At 67.7% G+C, this 20,816-nt stretch carries 19 protein-coding genes; 6 read left to right on the forward strand and 13 right to left on the reverse strand.

The window, feature by feature from the left end; all coding sequences use genetic code 11:
• Window positions 1–3 precede the first annotated feature (3 nt).
• From panB to J8I34_RS00255, 7 genes are all read right to left on the reverse strand, one after another.
• Entirely contained in the window at window positions 4–825 is an 822-nt protein-coding gene (panB, locus tag J8I34_RS00225; protein ID WP_029048939.1) for a 3-methyl-2-oxobutanoate hydroxymethyltransferase, read from the reverse strand.
• 106 nt (window positions 826–931) lie between these two features.
• Window positions 932–1,573 (reverse strand): deoxynucleoside kinase, encoded by a 642-nt coding sequence (locus J8I34_RS00230; RefSeq protein ID WP_209769349.1) that lies wholly within the window; start codon window positions 1,571–1,573, stop codon window positions 932–934.
• Between the two features lie 29 nt (window positions 1,574–1,602).
• The gene (gene folK, locus J8I34_RS00235) at window positions 1,603–2,130 is read right to left on the reverse strand and encodes a 2-amino-4-hydroxy-6-hydroxymethyldihydropteridine diphosphokinase (RefSeq protein ID WP_209805103.1); all 528 of its coding nucleotides are present in this window, start codon (window positions 2,128–2,130) and stop codon (window positions 1,603–1,605) included.
• On the reverse strand, window positions 2,131–3,660 hold the full coding sequence (pcnB, locus tag J8I34_RS00240) for a polynucleotide adenylyltransferase PcnB (protein WP_209805104.1): 1,530 nt from the start codon (window positions 3,658–3,660) through the stop codon (window positions 2,131–2,133).
• Window position 3,661: 1 nt separating this feature from the next.
• Window positions 3,662–4,336, reverse strand: a complete 675-nt coding sequence (locus J8I34_RS00245) for a histidinol-phosphatase (protein WP_209769353.1) — start codon at window positions 4,334–4,336, stop codon at window positions 3,662–3,664.
• A gap of 62 nt (window positions 4,337–4,398) precedes the next feature.
• Window positions 4,399–5,109 carry a DnaA regulatory inactivator Hda gene (gene hda / locus J8I34_RS00250; RefSeq protein WP_029048934.1) on the reverse strand — a complete coding sequence of 237 codons (711 nt, stop codon included), beginning with the start codon at window positions 5,107–5,109 and terminating at the stop codon, window positions 4,399–4,401.
• Window positions 5,110–5,192: 83 nt separating this feature from the next.
• The gene (locus J8I34_RS00255) at window positions 5,193–6,263 is read right to left on the reverse strand and encodes an AI-2E family transporter (RefSeq protein ID WP_029048933.1); all 1,071 of its coding nucleotides are present in this window, start codon (window positions 6,261–6,263) and stop codon (window positions 5,193–5,195) included.
• Window positions 6,264–6,483: 220 nt separating this feature from the next.
• Here J8I34_RS00255 and purM point away from each other — a divergent pair, with 220 nt between their 5' ends.
• The 5 genes from purM to J8I34_RS00280 all read left to right on the forward strand — a co-directional run bounded on the left by purM (window position 6,484) and on the right by J8I34_RS00280 (window position 12,900).
• Window positions 6,484–7,536 carry a phosphoribosylformylglycinamidine cyclo-ligase gene (gene purM, locus J8I34_RS00260; protein WP_209769355.1) on the forward strand — a complete coding sequence of 351 codons (1,053 nt, stop codon included), beginning with the start codon at window positions 6,484–6,486 and terminating at the stop codon, window positions 7,534–7,536.
• 331 nt (window positions 7,537–7,867) lie between these two features.
• Window positions 7,868–9,196: an MFS transporter gene (locus J8I34_RS00265; protein WP_029045958.1), complete on the forward strand. Its 1,329-nt coding sequence runs from the start codon at window positions 7,868–7,870 to the stop codon at window positions 9,194–9,196.
• A gap of 54 nt (window positions 9,197–9,250) precedes the next feature.
• Window positions 9,251–10,687, forward strand: a complete 1,437-nt coding sequence (hydA, locus tag J8I34_RS00270) for a dihydropyrimidinase (protein WP_029045959.1) — start codon at window positions 9,251–9,253, stop codon at window positions 10,685–10,687.
• A 40-nt stretch (window positions 10,688–10,727) separates the two neighbouring features.
• Window positions 10,728–12,149, forward strand: coding sequence for an amidase (locus tag J8I34_RS00275; RefSeq protein WP_209805105.1), 1,422 nt, complete (start codon window positions 10,728–10,730; stop codon window positions 12,147–12,149).
• A 7-nt stretch (window positions 12,150–12,156) separates the two neighbouring features.
• Complete coding sequence (locus J8I34_RS00280) at window positions 12,157–12,900, forward strand: aspartate/glutamate racemase family protein (RefSeq protein WP_029045961.1); 744 nt, start codon at window positions 12,157–12,159, stop codon at window positions 12,898–12,900.
• Window positions 12,901–12,961: 61 nt separating this feature from the next.
• Here the strand turns inward: J8I34_RS00280 and J8I34_RS00285 are convergent, their stop codons facing one another.
• The 4 genes from J8I34_RS00285 to mutL all read right to left on the reverse strand — a co-directional run bounded on the left by J8I34_RS00285 (window position 12,962) and on the right by mutL (window position 17,355).
• On the reverse strand, window positions 12,962–13,708 hold the full coding sequence (locus J8I34_RS00285; protein WP_029045962.1) for a GntR family transcriptional regulator: 747 nt from the start codon (window positions 13,706–13,708) through the stop codon (window positions 12,962–12,964).
• Between the two features lie 64 nt (window positions 13,709–13,772).
• Entirely contained in the window at window positions 13,773–14,333 is a 561-nt protein-coding gene (locus J8I34_RS00290) for a GNAT family N-acetyltransferase (protein WP_051320387.1), read from the reverse strand.
• Between the two features lie 57 nt (window positions 14,334–14,390).
• Window positions 14,391–15,359 carry a tRNA (adenosine(37)-N6)-dimethylallyltransferase MiaA gene (gene miaA / locus J8I34_RS00295; protein WP_029045963.1) on the reverse strand — a complete coding sequence of 323 codons (969 nt, stop codon included), beginning with the start codon at window positions 15,357–15,359 and terminating at the stop codon, window positions 14,391–14,393.
• A 31-nt stretch (window positions 15,360–15,390) separates the two neighbouring features.
• Window positions 15,391–17,355 carry a DNA mismatch repair endonuclease MutL gene (gene mutL, locus J8I34_RS00300; protein WP_209805106.1) on the reverse strand — a complete coding sequence of 655 codons (1,965 nt, stop codon included), beginning with the start codon at window positions 17,353–17,355 and terminating at the stop codon, window positions 15,391–15,393.
• Between the two features lie 164 nt (window positions 17,356–17,519).
• On the opposite strand from mutL, the gene J8I34_RS00305 reads away from it, so the two are divergent.
• A complete protein-coding gene (locus J8I34_RS00305) occupies window positions 17,520–18,173 on the forward strand; it encodes a VTT domain-containing protein (protein WP_029045965.1) in 654 nt (217 codons plus the stop codon).
• A 28-nt stretch (window positions 18,174–18,201) separates the two neighbouring features.
• On the opposite strand, the gene J8I34_RS00310 is transcribed toward J8I34_RS00305, so the two are convergent.
• Both J8I34_RS00310 and murJ read right to left on the reverse strand, forming a co-directional pair.
• Window positions 18,202–19,050, reverse strand: a complete 849-nt coding sequence (locus J8I34_RS00310) for a SirB1 family protein (protein WP_209805107.1) — start codon at window positions 19,048–19,050, stop codon at window positions 18,202–18,204.
• A 52-nt stretch (window positions 19,051–19,102) separates the two neighbouring features.
• Window positions 19,103–20,653 (reverse strand): murein biosynthesis integral membrane protein MurJ, encoded by a 1,551-nt coding sequence (gene murJ / locus J8I34_RS00315; RefSeq protein ID WP_029045967.1) that lies wholly within the window; start codon window positions 20,651–20,653, stop codon window positions 19,103–19,105.
• Between the last annotated feature and the right edge of the window lie 163 nt (window positions 20,654–20,816).

Below are 20,816 nucleotides of genomic sequence, written 5' to 3' on the forward strand. Positions count from 1 at the left end.
GGGTCAGGCGGAGAAGGTGTGCTCGGGAGCGGGGAAGCTGCCGTCCTTGACCGCGGCCACGTAGGCGCGCACGGCGCCTTCGATCGAGGCCTGGCCTTCCATGAAGTTGCGCACGAACTTGGCCTTGCGCCCCGGGTAGACGTTGATCATGTCCTGCAGCACCAGCACCTGGCCGGTGCAGTCGGCGCCGGCGCCGATGCCGATGGTCGGCACCTTCAGCAGCTGCGTGATCTCGCCGGCGAGCTTGGCCGGCACCGCTTCCATCAGCACCACCTGCGCGCCTGCTTCCTGCAGCGCCAGCGCATCGCGCTTGAGCTGCGCGGCGCCCGTGTCGGTCTTGCCCTGCACCTTGAAGCCGCCCAGCGCATGCACCGACTGCGGCGTCAGGCCGATATGCGCGCACACCGGGATGCTGCGCTCGACCAGGAACCTGACGATGGGCGCGAGCCAGTCGCCACCTTCGAGCTTGACCATCTGCGCGCCGGCTTTCATCAGCGTGACGGCGCTGGCAAACGCGGCTTCCGGCGTCGGGTAGGTGCCGAACGGCAGGTCGGTCACCAGCATGGCGGTCTGGTTGCCACGGGCCACGCATTCGGTGTGGTAGGCCATCTGTTCCAGCGTCACCGGCAGCGTGGTCTGCTGGCCCTGGATCACGTTACCCAGCGAATCGCCAACCAGGATCATCTCGACGCCGCAGTAATCGAGCAGCGCCGCGAAGCTGGAGTCGTAGGCGGTCAGCATGGCGATTTTCTCGCCGGCGTCGCGCATCGCCTGCAGTTTGGGGATCGTGATGGTCTTGCGGGAGGGATCGAGGAGGTAACTCATGGCAGTGCCCGAATGTGACGGCGGGTTGTGCCGCTAAACTACCCGCGATACCACGCAGGGCAACGGCTGCCGTCGTTATTGTGTTGTGGCTGGCAGGCGGGGCCTGTCAGGGCGCAGCGAGATTGAGAAAGGCCTTGCGGCCGCGCATGTTTTCAATGCGCGACAGTAGTGTACGGAAATCGTCATCGTTGTCCACCGGATTGAAGTGGGCGGTATCGACGACCAGCACGGGAGCCTCGTCGTAGCGGTGGAACAGTTCGCCGTAGGCGTCGGCCAGCCGCTGCAGGTAGTGTTCGTCGATGCCGGCCTCGCCCGGCTCGCCGCGGCGCACGATGCGCTCGCGCAGCAGCGACGGCGTGGCCTGCAGCACGATGACCAGGTCGACCCGCTGCGGCGGCAGGCTGAAGCGCGCGGCAATGGCGTCGTACAGCGCCAGTTCGTCAGGCGCCAGCGTCAGCGCCGCGTGCAGGCGATCCTTCGCCATCAGGAAATTGGTCACCATGCGCTGGCCGGCCAGCAGCGCGGCCTGCCATTGCTGCAGCTGCACGGCGCGCTGGGTCAGGCACCACAGCTGCAGCGCCAGCGCGTGGCGCGCGGGATCGCGATAGAACGGTTCCAGGAAGGGACTGCGGCGCGCGCAGTCAGGCAGCTCGTGCGCCTGCAGCGTACGCGCCAGGCGCTGGGCCAGCGAGGTCTTGCCCGATCCGACGGGGCCCTCGACGACGATGCGGCGCAGGTGATCGAGCATGGCGCTTCGCGCGGATGGCCTGGCTGGCCTCAGCCGGTAGGGCCGGCCCCGCCCTCGGCCTGCAGGCGCAGGCACTTGCAGGTGGAGACTTTCTCTATGCGCTGGGACGCCACGCCGGCCAGGAAGTCGGCGGCGCGGCCGCGCCCGGGGATCGACAGCTCGGCGTCAAGCTCCACCAGCGGCACCAGCGTGAAGGCGCGCTCGGTCACGCGCGGATGTGGCACGGTCAGGTGCTCGTCGTCGCATTGTTCGTTGCCGAACACAAGGAGGTCCAGGTCGAGTGTGCGCGGTGCGTTGCGGAACGGGCGCTCGCGGCCGAACTGGTCCTCGATGTGGTGGCAGATGCGCAAGAGCTGCGCCGCGGTGAATGAAGTCTGCACCTTGACCACCGCGTTGTAGTAGTCGTCGCCGCCTGCATCGACCGGCGCGGTGCGATAGAGCGAGGAACGGGCCAGCACCGTGATGCCGACCTGCTGGGCCAGGCACACGATGGCGTCCTTGATGGCCTGGCGCGCATCGCCGAGATTGGCGCCGATGCCGATGAAGGCGAGAGTCATTTACGTTTCCTCCGGCTGGCCGGGGCCGGCATGTGCTGCCTGGCCCGCGTCCGAGTCGCTCCGGGAAGAAACTTTATCCGATTTCCGCGGACTGCGCCGGCGGCGCTTCTTGCGCGCCGGGCCTTCGCCTTCCGCACCCTGGGCTCCTCCTTGGCCGCCACCCTGGCCCCGCGCGCTGCGCACGGCGTCGATCAGGTTCTCACGCTCATGCGGCTCGGCGTTCTGGAAGTCGTGCCACCAGGCGGCCAGCTCTTCCGGCAACTCGCCGGACTGGCAGCGCAGCTGCAGGAAGTCGTAGCCGGCGCGGAAGCGCGGCGACTCCAGCAGGCGGAACGGCATGCGGCCCACGCGCTTCTCGAAGCGCGGCTGCATGCCCCAGATATCGCGCATGTCGGTGACGAAGCGGCGCTGGATCGCGAGCTGGCCGGTCTGCTTTTCCAGCACCGAGTCCATGGCGCTGTTGAGTGCGGCAATGGCATGTTCGCCTTCCTCGCGCAGCTGGTTCCAGCGCTGCAGCACGTGGTGCCACAGCAGCGCCGCGAACAGGAAGCCCGGCGAAACCGGCTTGCCGGCCTGCACGCGGCGGTCGGTGTTGTCCAGTGCCAGCTGCACGAAACGCTGGCCCATGGGCTGCTCCAGCGCCACGTCCAGCAGCGGCAGCAGGCCCTTGTGCAGGCCCGCCTTGCGCAGCTCCTGCAGCGAGGCCCAGGCGTGGCCGGACATCAGCAGCTTGAGCATCTCGTCGAACAGGCGCGCGCTCGGCACGTTGTGGATCAGCTCGGCCAGGCCGGCGACCGGGTGGCGCGTGGCCTCGTCGATATCGAAGCCGGTCTTGGCGGCGAAGCGCACCACGCGCAGCATCCGCACCGGGTCTTCGCGGTAGCGCGTGGCCGGGTCGCCGATCATGCGCAGCAGGCGCGCGCGGATGTCTTCCATGCCGTGATGGTAGTCATGCACGGTCTGCGCGGCCGGGTCGTAGTACATCGCGTTGATGGTGAAGTCGCGGCGTTCCGCGTCCTCGGCCTGCGAGCCCCACACGTTGTCCCTCAGCACGCGGCCGGAGGCGTCGATCGCATGGGTCTTGCTGTCGAGCTCGGCGCGCTTCAGGCGTCGGCCTTCGGGCAGGGTCTCGCTGGCGATGGCATCGACCAGCGCGCGGAAGGTGGAGACTTCGATGATCTCCTGCTCGCGCCCGCCGTAGAAGGTGACGTGCACGATCTGGAAGCGGCGGCCGATGATGCGCGAGCGGCGGAACAGCGACTGCACCTGCTCGGGCGTGGCATTGGTCGCGACGTCGAAATCCTTGGGCTTGATGCCGAGCAGCAGGTCGCGCACGGCGCCGCCGACGACATAGGCCTGGTAGCCGGCCTGCTGCAGCGTGGAAGTGACCTTGACGGCATTGCGAGACAGCAGCGTGGGATCGATCTGGTGTTCGTCCACGTTGACGATGCGCGGCGTATGGGCGCGGCCGGTGCGGCGCTGCTTGGGGCCGGGTTTGCCCAGCAGCCGGGTAATGAGCTTCTTGATCACGTCAGAACAGATCCATGATGCGCCAGCCGGCTGCGGCGGCGTGGTGGCGCAGGCGATCGTCCGGGTTGGTGGCGATCGGTTCGGAGACCTTTTCCAGCAGGGGCAGGTCGTTGGCCGAGTCGCTGTAGAAGGTGGTGGTCTCGAAGTTGTCCCAGCCCGCGCCCTGGGCCTTCAGCCAGGCCTCGACGCGGGTGATCTTGCCTTCGCGGAAGCTGGGCACGCCGAAGACCTCGCCGGTGAACTGGCTTTCCGGCTTGCCGTCGATGGTGGCGGGCTCGGTCGCGATCAGGTGCTTGATGCCGAAGGCGGCGGCGATCGGCGCCGTGACGAAGCTGTTGGTGGCGGTCACCACCGCGCACAGGTCACCGGCCTCGATGTGCTTGTAGACCAGTGCGCGCGCCTGCGGCGTGATCACCGGGTCGATCACCTCGTGCATGAACTGCATGCGCATGGCGTCGAGCTTGTCGCGCGGGTTGGCCGCCAGCGGCCCCAGCGCGAAGCGCAGGAACGCCTGGATGTCCAGCGTGCCAGCCTTGTAGTGGTTGTAGAACTCGTCGTTCTTCTGCCGGTAAATTTCCTCGTCGACAATGCCCAGGCGGACCAGGAAGCGGCCCCATTCATGGTCGCTGTCGGTCGGGATCAGGGTGTGGTCGAGGTCAAAGAGTGCCAGATTCATGGGGCGCGATTTTACCTTAAGGCAGGATGGGGCAATGGAGCGGGCGGGGCCGGGGCCGTCGCCTAGTCCCGGAATTCAGCGAACATCTCGCGCAGCAGCGGCAGCGTGACCGGCCGCTTGCGTTCCAGCGAGTACGTATCAAGCGCGTCGAGCAGCGCCATCAGGCTGGGCATGTCGCGATAATGGCGCGTCACCAGCCAGTGCGTGATCTCGGGCGACAGCTGCAGGCCGCGTTCGCGTGCCGCTTGCAGCACTGCAGCCTTCTTGTCGTCGTCGGACAGCGGCGCGACCTGGTACACCAGGCCCCAGCCCAGCCGGGTGCGCAGGTCTTCCCGCACCGGCATGGCGCGCGGGGCCAGGCCGCCGGCGACCACCAGCGCGGTGCGCACGTGGGCGCGCACCTCGTTATACAGCGAGAACACCGCGATCTGGCGCGCTTCGTCCAGCAGTTCGACATCGTCGACGGTATAGAGCTGGCACCACGGGTCGAACAGGAAGTCCGACAACGGGTGGTGCGGGCTCAGGTAGCGCGAACGGATGCCATGTTGCGGCGCGGCCTCGCAGACCGCGTGCAGCAGGTGGGTGCGGCCGCAGCCGACCTCGCCCCACAGGTAGACCAGCCGGTCGGTGGCGCGCTCCTGCGCGACCGCGGCGGGTAGTTCCTGCAGGCGCTGCACCGGCTCGCGGTTGGACGCCACCACGAAATTCTCGAAGGTCGAAGGCGGCGGACTGCCCAGCTCGAGCGACAGTTGCTTGTTGGGACGCGGGGACATGACGTATGGCTAACTTCCGGGGTGGGCGTCGGGGGCGATGTTGCGGTCGGTGGTGCGGTCAGTATTGCGGCAATCGGCAGAGACTATTTTCGGTACAGGTCGCTGGCGACGTAAACGCGGCGTAGCTGGCGCGCGCCGACCAGCAGCACGGCGCATGTCGGCAGCGCCAGCAGCACGCCGAAAAAGCCGAACAGCTGGCCGAAGGCGAGCAGCGCGAAGATCACTACCAGCGGGTGCAGCCCGATGCGCTCGCCCACCAGCCGAGGCGTCAGGTAGAAGCTCTCGATGAACTGGCCGAAACCGTACACCACCGCCACCGCGCCCAGGCCATACCAGTTGCCGAACTGCAGCATCGCCGCCAGGATCGCCATGACCAGCCCGACGCCGAAGCCGATGTACGGGATAAAGACCGCCAGCCCGGTGAACACCCCGACCGGCACGCCGATATCGAAGCCGGCAATGGTCAGCCCGATCGAATAGATCGCCGCCAGGATCACCATCACCAGGATCTGGCCGCGCAGGTATTGCGACAGCAGGGCATCCGTCTCGTTGGTCAGCTCGCGCACCTTGGGCACCCAGCGGCGCGGCACCACGCCCTCGATACGGCGCATCACCATGTGCCAATCCATCATCAGGTAGAACATGACAATAGGCACGATGAAGATGATGCCGGCCACCTCGAGCAGCGCCGAACCCGACATCTTGACGTAGTTCAGCAACACCACCAGCAGGTCTTCCGGGCTGGCCGCGAAGCGGTCCGACATCATGTTGCGCAGCCCCGGGAAGTCAAAGCGGATACGCACGCCGAACTCCGCCAGGCGCGGCGCCACCACGGCATTGAGCTTCTTGAGCAGGATCGGCAACTGCTCGCGCACCTGCGGGATCTCGCGCTGGAGCACCGCGATCAGCAGCAGCACCAGCATCACGCAGATCACCGTCAGCAGCAGGATCATCAGCGTCACGCCGATCGCGCGCGGCACCCGGCGCCGTTGCAGCCAGTCCACGCCGGGGTTCAGGATATAGGCGAAGATGAACGCGAACAGGAACGGCGTCAGCACCGGCGCCAGCGCGATGATCGCGGCGAACAGGGCGGCGGCCACTGCGATCCAGAGCAGGATGCGTTTGGTCTCGTGGTTCAGCAGCGGGGCGTTCATCAATAAGGAGGGCGACGAGGCACTTGGGGCCGGTTTGCGGCCCAAGTGTGCCGGAAACTGGAAGCCGGGGGCCTCTATCCGTTAAAATTGCGATTCTACTGGACTCGCGCCCGCCTTCCGATGCCAAGCGACGGAAGCTGCGACGGAAAGCCCGACTGCGCGAGCGCCGGATTTGTCACTTTAGTTCCTCCCTTTATTCCTCCAGGACAAGCAGGTTCCCATGAGCGCATCCCCGACCGACGGCCAGGCCGGCCTTTCCTACCGCGACGCCGGTGTTGACATCGATGCCGGCGACGCGCTGGTCGACCGCATCAAGCCGTTTGCCAAGCGCACCATGCGCGAAGGCGTGATGGCCGGCATCGGCGGGTTCGGTGCGCTGTTCGAGCTGTCGAAGAAATTCCAGGAGCCGGTGCTGGTGTCGGGCACCGACGGCGTGGGCACCAAGCTCAAGCTGGCGTTCCAGCTGAACCGCCACGACACCGTCGGCCAGGACCTGGTCGCGATGAGCGTCAACGACATCCTGGTGCAGGGCGCCGAGCCGCTGTTCTTCCTGGACTACTTCGCCTGCGGCAAGCTGGACGTCGACACCGCCGCCACCGTGATCCAGGGCATCGCCCGCGGCTGCGAACTGGCCGGCTGCGCGCTGATTGGCGGCGAGACCGCCGAAATGCCGAGCATGTATCCGGACGGCGAATATGACCTGGCCGGCTTTGCCGTCGGCGCGGTCGAAAAGAAGAAGATCATCGACGGCAGCACCATCACCCCGGGCGACGTGGTGCTGGGCCTGGCGTCGTCGGGCGCGCATTCCAACGGCTATTCGCTGGTGCGCAAGATCATCGAGGTGGCCAGGCCTGACCTGAATGCCGACTTCCACGGCCAGCGCCTGCAGGATGCCATCATGGCGCCGACGCGCATCTACGTGAAGCCGCTGCTGTCGCTGATCGAAACCCTGCAGGTCAAGGGCATGGCCCACATCACCGGCGGCGGCCTGACCGAGAACGTGCCGCGCGTGTTGGCGCAGAACGTGACGGCCGTGCTGCATCGTGATGCCTGGACCCTGCCGCCGCTGTTCCAGTGGCTGCAGGCGCAAGGCCGCGTGGCCGACGACGAAATGCACCGCGTTTTCAACTGCGGCATTGGCATGGTCGTGATCGTGGCCAAGGAAGACGCCGAACGCGCCATCCGCCACCTGCAGGCCGCCGGCGAAGCCGTGTGGCAGATCGGTGAGATCCGCGAACGTGCCGAGGGCGAGGCCCAGACCATCGTGATCTGACGCGACCTCAGCCTTTTAGATAGAAGACGGCGCATGCCCTTGGGCATGCGCCGTTTTTTTCGTCAGTGCCATGACTGCTAGGTGTTTACCCCGAGTCTGCCGCCAGCGTCCCAGCCATTTTGCGGCCGATGCCGCTTTAGTGCATTGCACCAAGATCCAGCATGCATATGCACCATATCTGACAAACAATATTTTGCTTGATTGTATGGCGGTTTATGGCCTAATGTACTGAGCAAAGGCGAGGCACATGCATGCCCCGTCCGGAGACGACCCAACGCGCAGCCAGAGACCAGTGCGCAGCGGGCAGGCCAGGGACCATTGGAGGACCACCATGCAAGCAGTCAGCATCGACGCCGCGGGAAAAGGCGCGTCGGCACAGAAACAGTCAGTCGCGCGCGTCGCCGGGGCCAGCCTGGCCGGCACCACGCTGGAGTTCTACGACCACTTCATCTACGGATCAGCCGCCGCGCTGGTCTTTCCCAAGCTGTTCTTCCCGCAGAGCGACCCGCTGACCGCGACGCTGCTGTCGTTCGCCAGCTACGGTGTGGCGTTCGTGGCGCGGCCGCTGGGCGCGGCGATCTTCGGCCACTTTGGCGACAAGATGGGCCGCAAGTCGATCCTGATCATCACGCTGCTGATGATGGGCCTGGCCACCTTCGGCATCGGCCTGCTGCCGACCTATGCCGCGGCTGGCGCGCTGGCGCCGCTGCTGCTGGTGCTGCTGCGCGTGGTGCAGGGCCTGGCGCTGGGCGGCGAGTGGGGCGGGGCCGCGATCATGGTCAACGAGCTCGATCCCGAAGGTAAGCGGCGCGGCATGCTCGGCAGCCTGGTCCAGCTGGCGGCGCCGATCGGCCTGCTGCTGGCCAACGGCGTGTTCGCGCTGGTGACATGGCAGGTATCGGAAGAGGCGTTCCTGAGCTGGGGCTGGCGCGTGCCGTTCCTGCTGTCGGCGCTGCTGGTCGGCGTCGGGCTCTATATCCGCTCCAACGTGCGCGAATCCGGCATGTTCGAGAAGCTGGAGGAATCGCATGCCGAAGCGCGCGCGCCCATCATGGAAGTGCTGCGCAACTACAAGAAGCAGCTGCTGATCGCCTTCGGCGCGCGGCTGGGCGGCGACATCGCCTTCTACGTGTTCACGCTGTTCCTGCTGTACTTCGTGCCGACCAAGCTGGGCCTGCCCAAGAGCATCGCGCTCAATGCGGTGCTGCTGGGCGCGGTGGCGCAGATCCTGTTCATCCCGATCGCCGGCCTGCTGGCGGATCGCATCGGGCGCCGCCCGGTGCTGATGATCGGCGGCATCGGCGGCGCGGTGTGGGCCTTTGTCTTCTTCGCCATGGTCAAGACCGGCAGCCCGGCGCTGATCATGCTGGCCTCGTTCGTCGGCATGGTGCTGGTGTCGTTCATGTTCTCGCCGCTGGCTTCGTTCCTGCCCGAGCTGTTTGCCACCCGGGTGCGTGTCACCGGTGCCTCGCTCGGCTTCCAGTTCGCCGGCGTGTTCGGCGGCGCACTGGCCCCGCTGATCGCGGTGGGCCTGCTCGACCGCTTCGGCAGCACCGCGCCGGTGGCGATCTACCTGGCGGTGGTGTGCGCGCTGATCGCTGTTGCGGCGGCAGCCGCTCGTGAAACCGCGCGTATGCACCTGTCCGACGCAGACCGCTGAAGACCTCCTCGGGCGCGCCCGGCGCGCCCTTCATTTCCTTTCGTGACGAACATCGTGAAACAGTTTGACCTGATCATCCGCAACGGCACCGTGGTGACCGCCAGCGACACCGTGCAATGCGACATCGCCGTCAAGGACGGCCGCATCGTGCAGCTCGGCCTTGACCTGGGCGATGCCGCGCAGGTCATCGATGCCAGCGGCAAGCTGGTGCTGCCGGGCGGCGTCGATGCGCATTGCCACCTGGACCAGCCCATGCCGGACGGCCTGAGGATGGCCGACGACTTCCGCACCGGCTCGGTCTCGGCCGCGTGCGGCGGCACCACCACCGTGATCCCGTTTGCCGCGCAGGAGAAGGGCCATTCGCTGCGTGCGGCGGTGGACGACTACCATCGACGCGCCGGCGGCAAGTCGGTGGTCGACTACGCCTTCCACCTGATCGTTGCCGACCCGACCCATGCCGTGCTGCAGGACGAGCTGCCGGGGCTGATCCGCGAGGGCTATTCGTCGTTCAAGATCTACATGACCTACGACGACCTCAAGCTCGACGACCGCGAGATCCTCGAGGTGCTGTCGGTGGCGCGCCAGGAAGGCGCGCTGGTGATGGTGCATGCCGAGAATTCCGACTGCATCGCGTGGCTGACCGACAAGCTCGAGGCTGCCGGCAACACCGCGCCGCGCTTCCATGCGCTGGCCCGGCCGATGGCTATCGAGCGCGAGGCCACGCACCGCGCCATCACTTTCTCCGAGCTGGTCGACGTGCCGATCCTGATCGTGCACGTCTCCGGCAAGGAAGCGGTGGAGCAGATCCGCTGGGCACGCAACCGCGGCATGAAGATCTTTGCCGAGACCTGCCCGCAATACCTGTTCCTGACCGCTGAAGACCTGGACCAGCCTGGCTACCACGGCGCCAAGTGCGTCTGCAGCCCGCCGCCGCGCGACCGCAGCAACCAGGAGGTGATCTGGGACGGGCTGGCCGACGGCCTGTTCACGATCTTCTCGTCCGACCACGCGCCGTTCCGCTACGACGATCCCGAGGGCAAGAAGCCCGGTGGCAAGGAAGTGCCGTTCCAGTACATCCCCAACGGCATCCCGGGCCTGGAGACGCGCCTGCCGCTGCTGTTCTCGGCCGGCGTCAACGGCGGGCGCATCTCGGTGAACCAGTTCGTGGCGCTGACCTCGACCAACCCAGCCAAGCTGTACGGCCTGCACCCGCGCAAGGGCACCATTGCCATCGGCGCCGACGCCGACCTGGTGCTGTGGGATCCGAAGCGCGAAGTGCAGATCCGCAATACCGACCTGCACCATGCGGTCGACTACACGCCGTATGAAGGACAGCGCGTGACCGGCTGGCCGGTGACTACGCTGGTGCGCGGCAAGGTCGTCGCGCATGAGGGCGAAGTGCGCGCCGAGGCAGGCCATGGCGAGTTCCTGCCGTGCGCGCTGCCGGAGATGGCGCGGCCGCGCTACCGCACCTCGGGTGGCAGCCTGTGAGGGCGCAGGTTTTTTCGATGAATTGACCGACACTGCCGATATGGAACTGACGGAACTGACCAAGAGCCTGGACGCCGCCACCATCGCCGGCCGCGTGGCCGCCGGCCGCCTCGATCCCGCCGAGGTGGTGGCCGCGTTCCAGGCCCGCATCGCGGCGCGCAACGACCAGCTCAACGCCGTCTTCGAACAACGCCAGGAGCTGGTCGACGCCGACCTGGCGCAGCTGCGCGCACGGCTGGCGCAGGGCGAGCGCCCGCTGCTGGCGGGCGTGCCGGTGATCGTCAAGGACGTGATCTGGAGCCAGGGCCGCCGCGTCACGCAGGGCTCGCAGCTGTACCGCGACTTCATCGCCCCGGCCGATGCAATTGCCGTCGAGCGCCTGCGCCGCGCCGGCGCGATCGTCCTCGGCATGGGCAATACCTCGGAGTTCGCCTGCAAGGGCCTGACCACCAACAAGGTCTACGGCCTGACGCGCCATCCGCTCGACGCCACGCTGACCGCCGGCGGGTCGTCCGGTGGCTGCGCAGTGGCGGTGGCTGCTGGCATGGCGCCGCTGGCGCTGGGCACCGACGGCGGCGGCTCCAGCCGGCGCCCGCCTGCGCATGCCGGCGTGGTCGGCTTCAAGCCGTCGTACGGCGCGATTCCCGATTCGATCGGCTTTGCCCATGCCTTCAACGGCATCCAGGTGATCGCGCCGATCACGCGCACCGTGAGCGATGCGGCGCTGATGTTCGAGGCGCTGGCTGGCGCCGATGCGCGCGATCCCGATACGCTGGGCTTCAGCCTGGCGGCCGAGCGCCCGCTGCATACGCTCAGGATTGCGCTGAGCCCGCGGCTGGGACTCGACACGCCGGTCGACGACGACGTCGCCGAAGCCTGCGCGCAGGCCGTGGCGCGGCTGCAGGCTGCAGGCCTGAGCATCGAGCTGGCCGACCCGGCCTGGCCTCGGGGCGCCGACGAGGCAGCGCTGATGCCGCTGCAGCATGTGGGGCTGGCCAATCTCTACGGCGAAGCGTGGCGCCGCGACCCCGACGTATTCGATCCGGATATCGCGCGCCAGATCGAGCGCGGGCTGGCGTGGACCGGCGCCGACGTGGCGCGCGCGCGCGAAGCCAGCCACCAGATCGCGCTGGCCATGGCGGAGTTCTTCACCCGCTACGACTTGCTGCTGTGCCCGACCACGCCATGCGTGGCGTGGCGCAATGACCGGCTCGGGCCCGAACGGATCGGCGGCGTTGCCGTCGAGCCGCGCGCCCATGCGGTCTTCACCCCTTTCTTCAACCATGCGCTGGCACCGGCGATCTCGGTGCCCTGCGGCAGCGGCCGCGACGGCCTGCCGGTGGGCCTGCAGATTGCCGGCCCGCGCGGCGCCGACCGCACCGTGCTGGCCGCGGCCCGGCTCGCCGAACGCGTGCTCGCGGCCCGCCACCGCCAACGGCTGACTACGGCCAACTACGGATAACAACGATATGCGAATCCTTGTCCTCAATCCCAATACCAGCGAAGGCATCACCGCGCGGCTGATGGCCGCGGCCACGCCGGTGGCATCGCCCGGCACCGAGCTGGTGCCGCTGACCGCCAGCCGTGGCGTGCCCTATATCGCCACGCGCGCCGAGGCGCAGATCGGCGGCGCCATTGCGCTGGAGATGCTGGCGGAACGCCACACGGAATTCGATGCCGCGATCATCGCCGCCTTTGGCGATCCGGGCCTGATGGGCGCGCGCGAGCTGTTCGACCTGCCGGTGGTGGGCATGGCCGAGGCGGCCATGCTGTCGGCCTGCATGCTGGGCCGGCGCTTCTCGATCGTTACCTTCGCGCGCGCGCTCGGGCCGTGGTACGAGGAATGCGTGGACATGCATGGCCTGCGCGGCCGGCTGGCCGGCATCCGCATGCTCGACGGCAGCTTTGCCTCGGTCTCGGACGTGCAGGAAGAAAAGGAAGCGGTGCTGGTGGAGCTGGCCAACCGTGCCGTGGTGGAAGACGAGGCCGACGTGGTGATCCTGGCCGGCGCGCCGCTGGCAGGCCTTGCCGCGCGCGTGCGCGACCGCATCCCGGTGCCGGTGGTCGACCAGATGGCCGCCGCGGTCAAGCAGGCCGAGGCGCTGGTCGCGCTGCAGCCGCGCAAGGCCACCGCGGGCACGTTCCGGCGTCCGGATGCCAAGCCGACCATCGGCCTGGCGCAGGCGCTGGCGGCACGCATCGAGCACCGCTGAGCACTAGCACCACCTCATTACCACCGCGTCATTCCCGCGCCTGCGGGAATGACCGCCGGCCTTACACCGCGGCGAACACCGCTTCCAGGTCCACTTTCTCTTCAGCCGGCAATTCCAGCCGCAGCGTGCTCTCGACATGCTCGAGGTGCTCGTCCATCAGCCGCGCCACGCGCTCGCCATCGCCGGCTTCCAGCGCGTCGACGATATCGTCATGCTCGTGATGCGGGCACGATGGCACGCCCGGCGCGTCATACAGCGCGATGATCAGGCAGGTCAGCGAGCACAGCTCGCGCATGTACTTGCCCAGGTACTGGTTGCCGGTCAGCTCGGCCAGCCTGCAGTGGAATTCGCCTGACAGCCGGATGATGGCGCGCCGGTCGTTGCTGTCGCGCGCTTGGGCTTCCTCGCGCGTGGTCGCTCGCAGCGCCTCCAGCCCGGCCGGGCCGATCGCGCCGGCAAGGTCGCGCACCAGCGCCGGTTCGAGCAGGCGGCGCGAATGCAATACCTGCCGCGCTTCGGCCACGCTCGGGCTCGACACGAAGGTGCCGCGGTTCGGGTGCACCGTCAGCACGCCTTCGTGGGCCAGCTTGCCGAAGGCGAGCCGCACCTTGGTGCGGCTGACGCCGAACACGCCGCCCAGTTTTTCCTCGACCAGCTTGGTGCCGGGTGGCAGCCGGTGTTCCCAGATCGCGGTCAGGATGCGGTCGGCGATTTCCTCCACCGACGCACCGCGTGCGCTGTCCGCATCATATTCGTTGGCATTGCCCGGGGCGGGCGCGGCAGGCTGGTCGGCTTTGGTTCGTGGCATGGCGGGTCGGCGCGGATGGGCCAAAAAAAGACATTCGGCACCACCATTGTATGGCGGTTTGCTCTTAAGTGTATAACACCGGCAGTGGGCCGGTTGCCGCACCGCAGATTGACTTCGATTGGCCCAGCCTGGCCAGCGCGTCGCCGGTAACGCGGCAAATGCGCCAGTCGGGCAGCACATCGGCGCCCATGGCCTTGTAGAAATCGATCGACGGCTGGTTCCAGTCCAGCACCGACCACTCGAAACGGCCGCAACCGCGCGCGACCGCCAGCGCGGCCAGGTGCTGCAGCAAGGCCTTGCCCAGGCCATGGCCACGCCAGGCCGGGTCGACGTAAAGGTCTTCCAGGTACAGGCCGGGTTTGGCGAGGAAGGTGGAAAAGTTGTGGAAGAACAGCGCGAAGCCGACCGCCTTGGGCGCGCCGTTGGGTTCGACTTCAGGTTCGACTTCAACCAGCACCGCTTCGGCGTGCGGCTTGGCGCCGAACAGGGCTTCCTGGATCTTTTGCGGCGTGGCTTCGACGATATGCGTCAGCTTCTCGTACTCGGCCAGCGCCAGGATCAGGTTGAACAGGGTTTCGCTGTCGGCAGCGGTGGCGGGGCGCAGGGTGAACGCGGGTTTGGACATGTCCGTCGATAGCAAAGAACAGGATCCCGCGATTATCGCCCGTGCATCACATTGCCGTCAGCGGCCGAAGTCCGCCAGCCTGCGTACCTCGTCGACATAGCCAGGCGCCAGGCAGTCCACCACCAGCCGCTCCGGCGTGCTGCGCAGCCAGGTCAGCTGGCGCTTGCACAGCTGGCGCGTGGCGGCGATGCCGCGCTCGCGCATGGTGTCGAAATCGCACTCGCCGTCGAGGTATTCCCACACCTGCCGGTAGCCGACGCAGCGGATCGACGGCAGCCCAGGATGCAGGTCCTCGCGCGTGCGCAGGCGGCGGACTTCGTCGATAAAGCCGTTGGCCAGCATGGCGTCGTAGCGCTGCGCGATGCGCGCATGCAGTGCCAGCCGGTCCGAAGGCTCGAGCGCGATCACGCGGTAGCGCTGGTCGGCGGCGCCGGCAAAGGTGCGGCCCTCGGCCTGGCGGGCCAGCAGTGCTGACATCGGCTGGCCCGAAAGCCGGTGGATCTCGAGCGCGCGCTGGATGCGCTGGGCATCGTTGGCGGCCAGGCGCGCCGCGGTGACGGGGTCGACTTGCGCCAGCATCGCATGCAGCGCCGGCCAGCCGCGCTCGGCGGCAAGCTGGTCCAGCTCGGCACGCACGGCGGGGTTGGCCTGTGGCAGGTCGTTCAGCCCCTGCGTCAGCGCCTTGTAGTAAAGCATGGTGCCGCCCACGATCAGCGGCACGTTGCCGCGCGCGCGGATCTCGCCGATCAGCCGCTCGGCATCGGTGACGAACTGCGCGGCGGAATAGCTCTCGACCGGGTCGATGATGTCGATCAGGTGGTGCGGGGCCGCGGCCAGTTCTTCGGGCGTGGGTTTGGCCGTACCGATGTCCATCTCGCGGTACACCAGCGCGGAGTCCAGGCTGATGATCTCCACCGGCGCATCGGCCGCCAGCGCCAGCGCTGCGGCGGTCTTGCCCGAGGCGGTGGGCCCGAGCAGGCAGACCACGGGCGGGTGCACGGCGGAATCGTCAGGTACGTCGGACATCGTCAGCAAAGGCGTGAAGGGGCGGGGGTGCTTACTGGCCGCGTAGGAACAGCCGGTCCAGCTCGGTCACGGTCAGTTGCACCCAGGTCGGGCGGCCGTGGTTGCACTGGTCGGCGCGCTCGGTCTGTTCCATCTGGCGCAGCAGTGCGTTCATTTCCTCGACGGTGAGCTTGCGGTTGGCGCGCACCGCGCTGTGGCAGGCCAGCGTGGCCAGCAGTTCGTTGCGGCGCTCGGCCAGCACGCGCGAGCCGCCGTAGGCGTGCAGGTCGCGCAGCACGTCGCGCGCCAGCGCTTCGGCGTCGGCCTGCTGCAGCAGCACTGGCACCGCGCGCACTGCCAGCGTGGTCGGCGATACCGGCGTGATGTCGAAGCCGAGCAGCGTCAGCGTTTCCTGGTGCTCCTCTGCCGCGCCGATCTCCACCGGGCTGGCTGGCAGCGTGACCGGGATCAGCAGCGGCTGCACGGCCAGGTCCCGCGCATCCAGGCCGGCCTTGATCTGTTCGTAGAGGATGCGCTCGTGGGCGGCGTGCATGTCCACCAGCACCAGTCCGCGCGCATTCTGCGCCAGCACATAGATGCCGTGCAGCTGGGCGATGGCGTAGCCGAGCGGATGGTCGTCGGTGGCGTCTGCCGCGTCGGCGGAGGCCGGCGGCAGGCGATCGAGCAGGCCTGGCGGCTCGTCGGCGCGCGCCGCTTGAGCGTCGGAAAGCCAGGCGGGCGGCTGCGCCGAAGTGCCCGGAAAAGCGCCGTACGGACGCGGCGTCGGCGCGGTCGCGTCGCGCACCATGCCGAGGTAGGCCTGGCGCGGCTGTGCTATCCCGAGCTCGGTCTGCCGCGCCGCGGAGTAGTTGACCCACTGGCTGCCACCACCACCGCTGCCGCCGCCGAACGACGGGCGTGCGCCCGAGGGCGCCGCGGGCGGCAGCCGGATCTCGCCGTCGTCATTGGTATGCAGGCTGTCGCCGTTCTCGCCGGCCTGGCGTGCCAGGCTGCGCTGCACGGCGTGATAGATGAACTGGTGCACCGCGCGCGATTCGCGGAAGCGCACCTCAATCTTGGACGGATGCACGTTGACGTCGACCATTTCCGGCGGCAGGTCCAGGCACAGCACGTACGACGGGAAACGGTCGCCGTGCAGCACGTCCTGGTAGGCGCTGCGCACCGCGTGGTTGAGCAGCTTGTCGCGCACGAAGCGGCCGTTGACGAAGAAGTACTGCTGGTCGGGCCGCCCGCGCGACGCGGTGGGCAGGCCGGCAAAACCGTACACGTGCAGCGTGTCGGCCTGTTCGTCCAGCGGCAGCCGCGCCCGCGCGAAGTCCGCGCCCAGCACCTGCGCGGTGCGGCTGGCGACGTCGCCGGCGTTCCAGTGTTCCAGCGGCTTGCCGTTGTGGTGGACCGAGATGGCCACGTCGGGCCGTGCCAGTGCCGCCCGGCGCACCATCTCCAGGCAATGCCCGAGCTCGGTTTGCTCCGATTTCAGGAACTTTCGGCGCGCCGGCGTGTTGAAGTAGAGATGCTGCACGTCGACCGTGGTGCCGACCCCGCCAGACGCCGGCTGCACGGTGCCGGTATCGGCACTGACCTGCGTGGCATGGGCATCGGCCGCGGTGCGGCTGGTCAGCGCAAGCTGGGAAACCGAAGCGATCGAGGCCAGCGCCTCGCCGCGGAAGCCCAGCGTCAGTACCGATTCCAGTTCGTCGAGCGACGCAATCTTGCTGGTGGCGTTGCGCATCAGCGCCACCGGCAGCTCGGCGGCGGGGATGCCGCAGCCGTTGTCCGTGATGACGATGCGCCGCACGCCGCCTTCTTCCAGCCGGATGCCCAGCTGCGTGGCCCCGGCGTCCAGCGCGTTTTCCAGCAGCTCCTTGACCACCGAGGCCGGGCGCTCCACCACTTCGCCGGCGGCGATCTGGCTGATGAGCTGGTCGGGCAGCGGACGGATCGGACGCGGCAGCTGGGTGGTGCGAAGGGGGCTTTGGCTGGCGGAATCGGGCATCCGGCGATTATACGTGGCCGTCCACGCAGAGTCGGCGCCACCGGCCCGCGACAAGTGGCGGAAGAGCGCGCCGGCTCTTGTATGATTCAGGCCAAGGCGGCATGCGCCGCGTGGAACTCTGTACAGTCAACCAAACCATATCGGGGAACGACTTGGAATTCGCTTTGCAGCTCATCGACATGCTGGTTCATGTCGACAAATACCTCGGCACCGTCATCGACCAGTATGGCCACTGGGTCTATGCCATCCTGTTCCTGATCGTGTTCGCCGAAACCGGGCTGGTGGTCCTGCCGTTCCTGCCGGGCGACTCGCTGCTGTTTATCGCCGGCGCCTTCTGCGCCACCGGTGCCATGAACGAATGGGCGCTGGTGGGTCTGCTGCTGGTGGCGGCCATCACCGGCAATACCGTCAACTACTGGGTGGGCAGCTGGATCGGGCCCAAGGTATTCGACCACAAGTGGCGCTTCCTGGATCAGGATGCGCTGCGCCGCACCCATGATTTCTATGAGCGGCACGGCGGCAAGACCCTGGTGATGGCGCGTTTCGTGCCGATCGTGCGCACCTTCGCGCCGTTCGTTGCCGGCGTGTCGCAGATGACCTTCGCGCGCTTCCAGATGTTCAATGTGTTTGGCGCGCTGGCCTGGGTGGTCGGACTGGTCTTTGCCGGCTACTTCTTCGGCAACCTGCCGTTCATCAAGCAGTACCTGAACCTGATCGTGCTGGCGGGGATCGGCGCGGCGGTGGTGCCGCTGGTGCTCGGCGGGCTGTGGAAGCTGGTGCGCGGCAATCGCCGCCGGCCCTCGCGCGTGGAGCGCTGAAGCGCCTGCCTGACCTGACGCAGCCTCGTCAGTTGAGGCTGCGGCTCATCATGCGCAGTGCCGGCATGCGCTCGCGGATCTGGCCGATATCGGCGGCATCGGGGCGTGCCTGCACATAGGCTTCCAGGTCGGCCAGCGCCGGCCGGAAGCACTCCAGGTTGGCATACGCCAGCCCGCGGTCACGCACTTCCTCGATCGAACCCGGCAGCAGGATCACCAGCCGGTTCTGCACCGCCAGCAGCCGCTGCCAGCGTGACTCCTGCAGGTAGATCGCCTTCAGGTTGCGCAGCATGCGCGCGATGATCTCGCGATGGCTGGCCGCGCGCAGGAACAGGCCCAGCGGCACCTGGCCGGAGTCGGTAATGCCTTCGCGCTCCAGGTACGGGTCCAGCATTTCCTGCAGCTGCTCCTTCGACAGGGTTTCGCCCGTCAGCGGGTCCAGGATCACCTCGCCCGCCGGGATGGTCATGCGCAGCAGGAAATGATTGGGAAACGACACCCCCTTGAGGGGCAGGCCGATCTGCTGGCCCAGCTCCATGAACAGCACCGCCAGCGAGATCGGTATGCCGCGCCGCTGCCGTACCACCACGTTCAGGTACGAATTGTCCGGATCGTAGTAGTCGTTGGCGTTCGGGCCAAAGCCCAGGTCGCGGTAGAAGAAATGATTCAGCAGTCGCAGTCGCTGGATTGCCGGCGTGCCTTCGGCGATCCGCCGCTTCAGGCGCAGCGCCAGCACGTCGAGTGAGGCCAGCTCGGCCTGCAGGTCCAGGTCCGGATAGGCATCCTGCGCGATGGACAGTGCGGTCTCGGTCAGCGGGATGCCGTTTTCGTCGGCCACGAGGCTGGCGAAGTAATCCAGGACTTTGGTGGATGTCATATCGGATTCCCGGTGCGGCCAGGGGCGCCGCGCGCAGCGTGGGTCACCACGCTTAGGCGGCGCGCCGCTTGAAGGCGGAATAGCGCAGTCCCATGAGCCACAGTGTACCGAAGTAGACCACCGCTGCAAGTACCAGGCACGACGCGAGCAGCGCGATGCGCAGCAGCGGCGTGGCTCCCAGGCCGATCCAGTCGAAATTGCGCGCGAACCAGAGCAGCATGCCCGACAACAGCAACACCGCGGTGCCCAGCTGCGCCAGGAACAGCCACCAGCCCGGCGCCGGCTTGTACAGGCCGCGCCGGCGCAGGCCGAAGCACAGCAGCAGCGCATTGATGGTGGCGCCGGCACTGATCGACAGCGCCAGGCCCGCATGGCCGAGCCAGGGCACGAACACGACGTTGCATGCCTGCGTGATCACCAGCACCAGCAGCGCGATCTTGACCGGGGTGCGGATGTCCTGGCGCGCATAGAAACCCGGCGCCAGGATCTTGATGGCGATCAGCCCCAGCAGGCCGGTGCCGTACGACACCAGCGCCTGGCGCGTCATCTCGACGGCGTGGGCGTCGAACTTGCCATAGTGGAACAGCACCGCGGTCAGCGGCGCGCCGAACACGAACAGCCCCACCGCGCAGGGTACCGCCAGCAGGAAGGTCAGTCGGAGGCCCCAGTCGAGCAGGCCGGAATACTCGGCATGGTCTTCCTTGGCGCTCGCTTTCGACAGGCTCGGCAGCAGGATCGTGCCGAGCGCCACGCCCAGCAGCGCGGTCGGGAATTCCATCAGCCGGTCGGCATAAGTCAGGTACGAGACGCTGCCCGCGGCAAGATGCGAGGCGATGTTCGTATTGATGATCAGGCTGATTTGCGCGACCGACACCGCCAGCAGCGCCGGCCCCATCTGGCGCAGGATGCGGCGCACGCCGGGATCGGACCAGGCGGCGCGCACATTGAAGCCAAGGCGCGGCATCACGCCCAGGCGGCGCAGCGCCGGCACCTGGATCGCCAGCTGCAGCACGCCGCCGACCAGCACGCCCCACGCCTGCGCGTAGATCGGCTGGTCCATGTGCGGGCCGACGAACAGGGCGGCCACGATCAGGCACAGATTCAGCAGCACCGGCGTGAACGCCGGCACGGCAAACTTGCGCCAGGTGTTCAGGATGCCCGAGGCCAGCGCCACCAGGGAGATCAGTCCGATGTACGGGAACATCACCCGCGTCATGAAGACCGCGGCGGTATAAGTCTCGCTCTGCCCGCGGAAGCCGGTCGCCACCGCCGTCATCACCAGCGGCGCGCCGATCACGCCCAGCAGCGACACGCCCATCAGCACCCAGGTCATCACCGTGGCGACGGCGTCGATCAGCGCCTTGGTCTGCTCCTCGCCACGCTTGCTGTGGTATTCGCCGAGGATCGGCACGAACGCCTGCGAGAACGCGCCCTCGCCGAAGATGCGGCGCAGCAGGTTGGGGATGCGGAAGGCGACGTTGAACGCATCGGTCATCTCCGACGCGCCGAAGGCGCGGGCGATCAGGATCTCGCGCACGAGTCCGGTGATGCGCGACAGCATCGTCAGGCTGCTGATGGTGGCGAGCGCTTTGAGCAGGTTCAAGGTGTGGATCGGCGGGACGGTGGATTGGTGCGGATGCGTGCACGCCGGGCGGCGTGCACCGGGCGTGGCGCCCGGAACGCCTTTCAGGCGCGGGCAACGCGGTAAAGTTGCCGGCTCGCCACGCGTACCGGCGCGATGTGGCGCATATTATACGGATCGCCCG

Source organism: Cupriavidus phytohabitans (genome assembly GCF_017815025.1).
Lineage (GTDB): Bacteria > Pseudomonadota > Gammaproteobacteria > Burkholderiales > Burkholderiaceae > Cupriavidus.

Bases quoted from the DNA above. Each gene is read 5' to 3' on its own strand.
- panB (WP_029048939.1), bottom strand. From the start codon at position 825: ATGAGTTACCTCCTCGATCCCTCCCGCAAGACCATCACGATCCCCAAA.
- J8I34_RS00230 (WP_209769349.1), bottom strand. From the start codon at position 1,573: ATGCTCGATCACCTGCGCCGCATCGTCGTCGAGGGCCCCGTCGGATCG.
- folK (WP_209805103.1), bottom strand. From the start codon at position 2,130: ATGACTCTCGCCTTCATCGGCATCGGCGCCAATCTCGGCGATGCGCGC.
- J8I34_RS00245 (WP_209769353.1), bottom strand. From the start codon at position 4,336: ATGAATCTGGCACTCTTTGACCTCGACCACACCCTGATCCCGACCGAC.
- hda (WP_029048934.1), bottom strand. From the start codon at position 5,109: ATGTCCCCGCGTCCCAACAAGCAACTGTCGCTCGAGCTGGGCAGTCCG.
- J8I34_RS00255 (WP_029048933.1), bottom strand. From the start codon at position 6,263: ATGAACGCCCCGCTGCTGAACCACGAGACCAAACGCATCCTGCTCTGG.
- purM (WP_209769355.1), top strand. From the start codon at position 6,484: ATGAGCGCATCCCCGACCGACGGCCAGGCCGGCCTTTCCTACCGCGAC.
- J8I34_RS00265 (WP_029045958.1), top strand. From the start codon at position 7,868: ATGCAAGCAGTCAGCATCGACGCCGCGGGAAAAGGCGCGTCGGCACAG.
- J8I34_RS00275 (WP_209805105.1), top strand. From the start codon at position 10,728: ATGGAACTGACGGAACTGACCAAGAGCCTGGACGCCGCCACCATCGCC.
- J8I34_RS00280 (WP_029045961.1), top strand. From the start codon at position 12,157: ATGCGAATCCTTGTCCTCAATCCCAATACCAGCGAAGGCATCACCGCG.
- J8I34_RS00285 (WP_029045962.1), bottom strand. From the start codon at position 13,708: ATGCCACGAACCAAAGCCGACCAGCCTGCCGCGCCCGCCCCGGGCAAT.
- J8I34_RS00290 (WP_051320387.1), bottom strand. From the start codon at position 14,333: ATGTCCAAACCCGCGTTCACCCTGCGCCCCGCCACCGCTGCCGACAGC.
- miaA (WP_029045963.1), bottom strand. From the start codon at position 15,359: ATGTCCGACGTACCTGACGATTCCGCCGTGCACCCGCCCGTGGTCTGC.
- mutL (WP_209805106.1), bottom strand. From the start codon at position 17,355: ATGCCCGATTCCGCCAGCCAAAGCCCCCTTCGCACCACCCAGCTGCCG.
- J8I34_RS00310 (WP_209805107.1), bottom strand. From the start codon at position 19,050: ATGACATCCACCAAAGTCCTGGATTACTTCGCCAGCCTCGTGGCCGAC.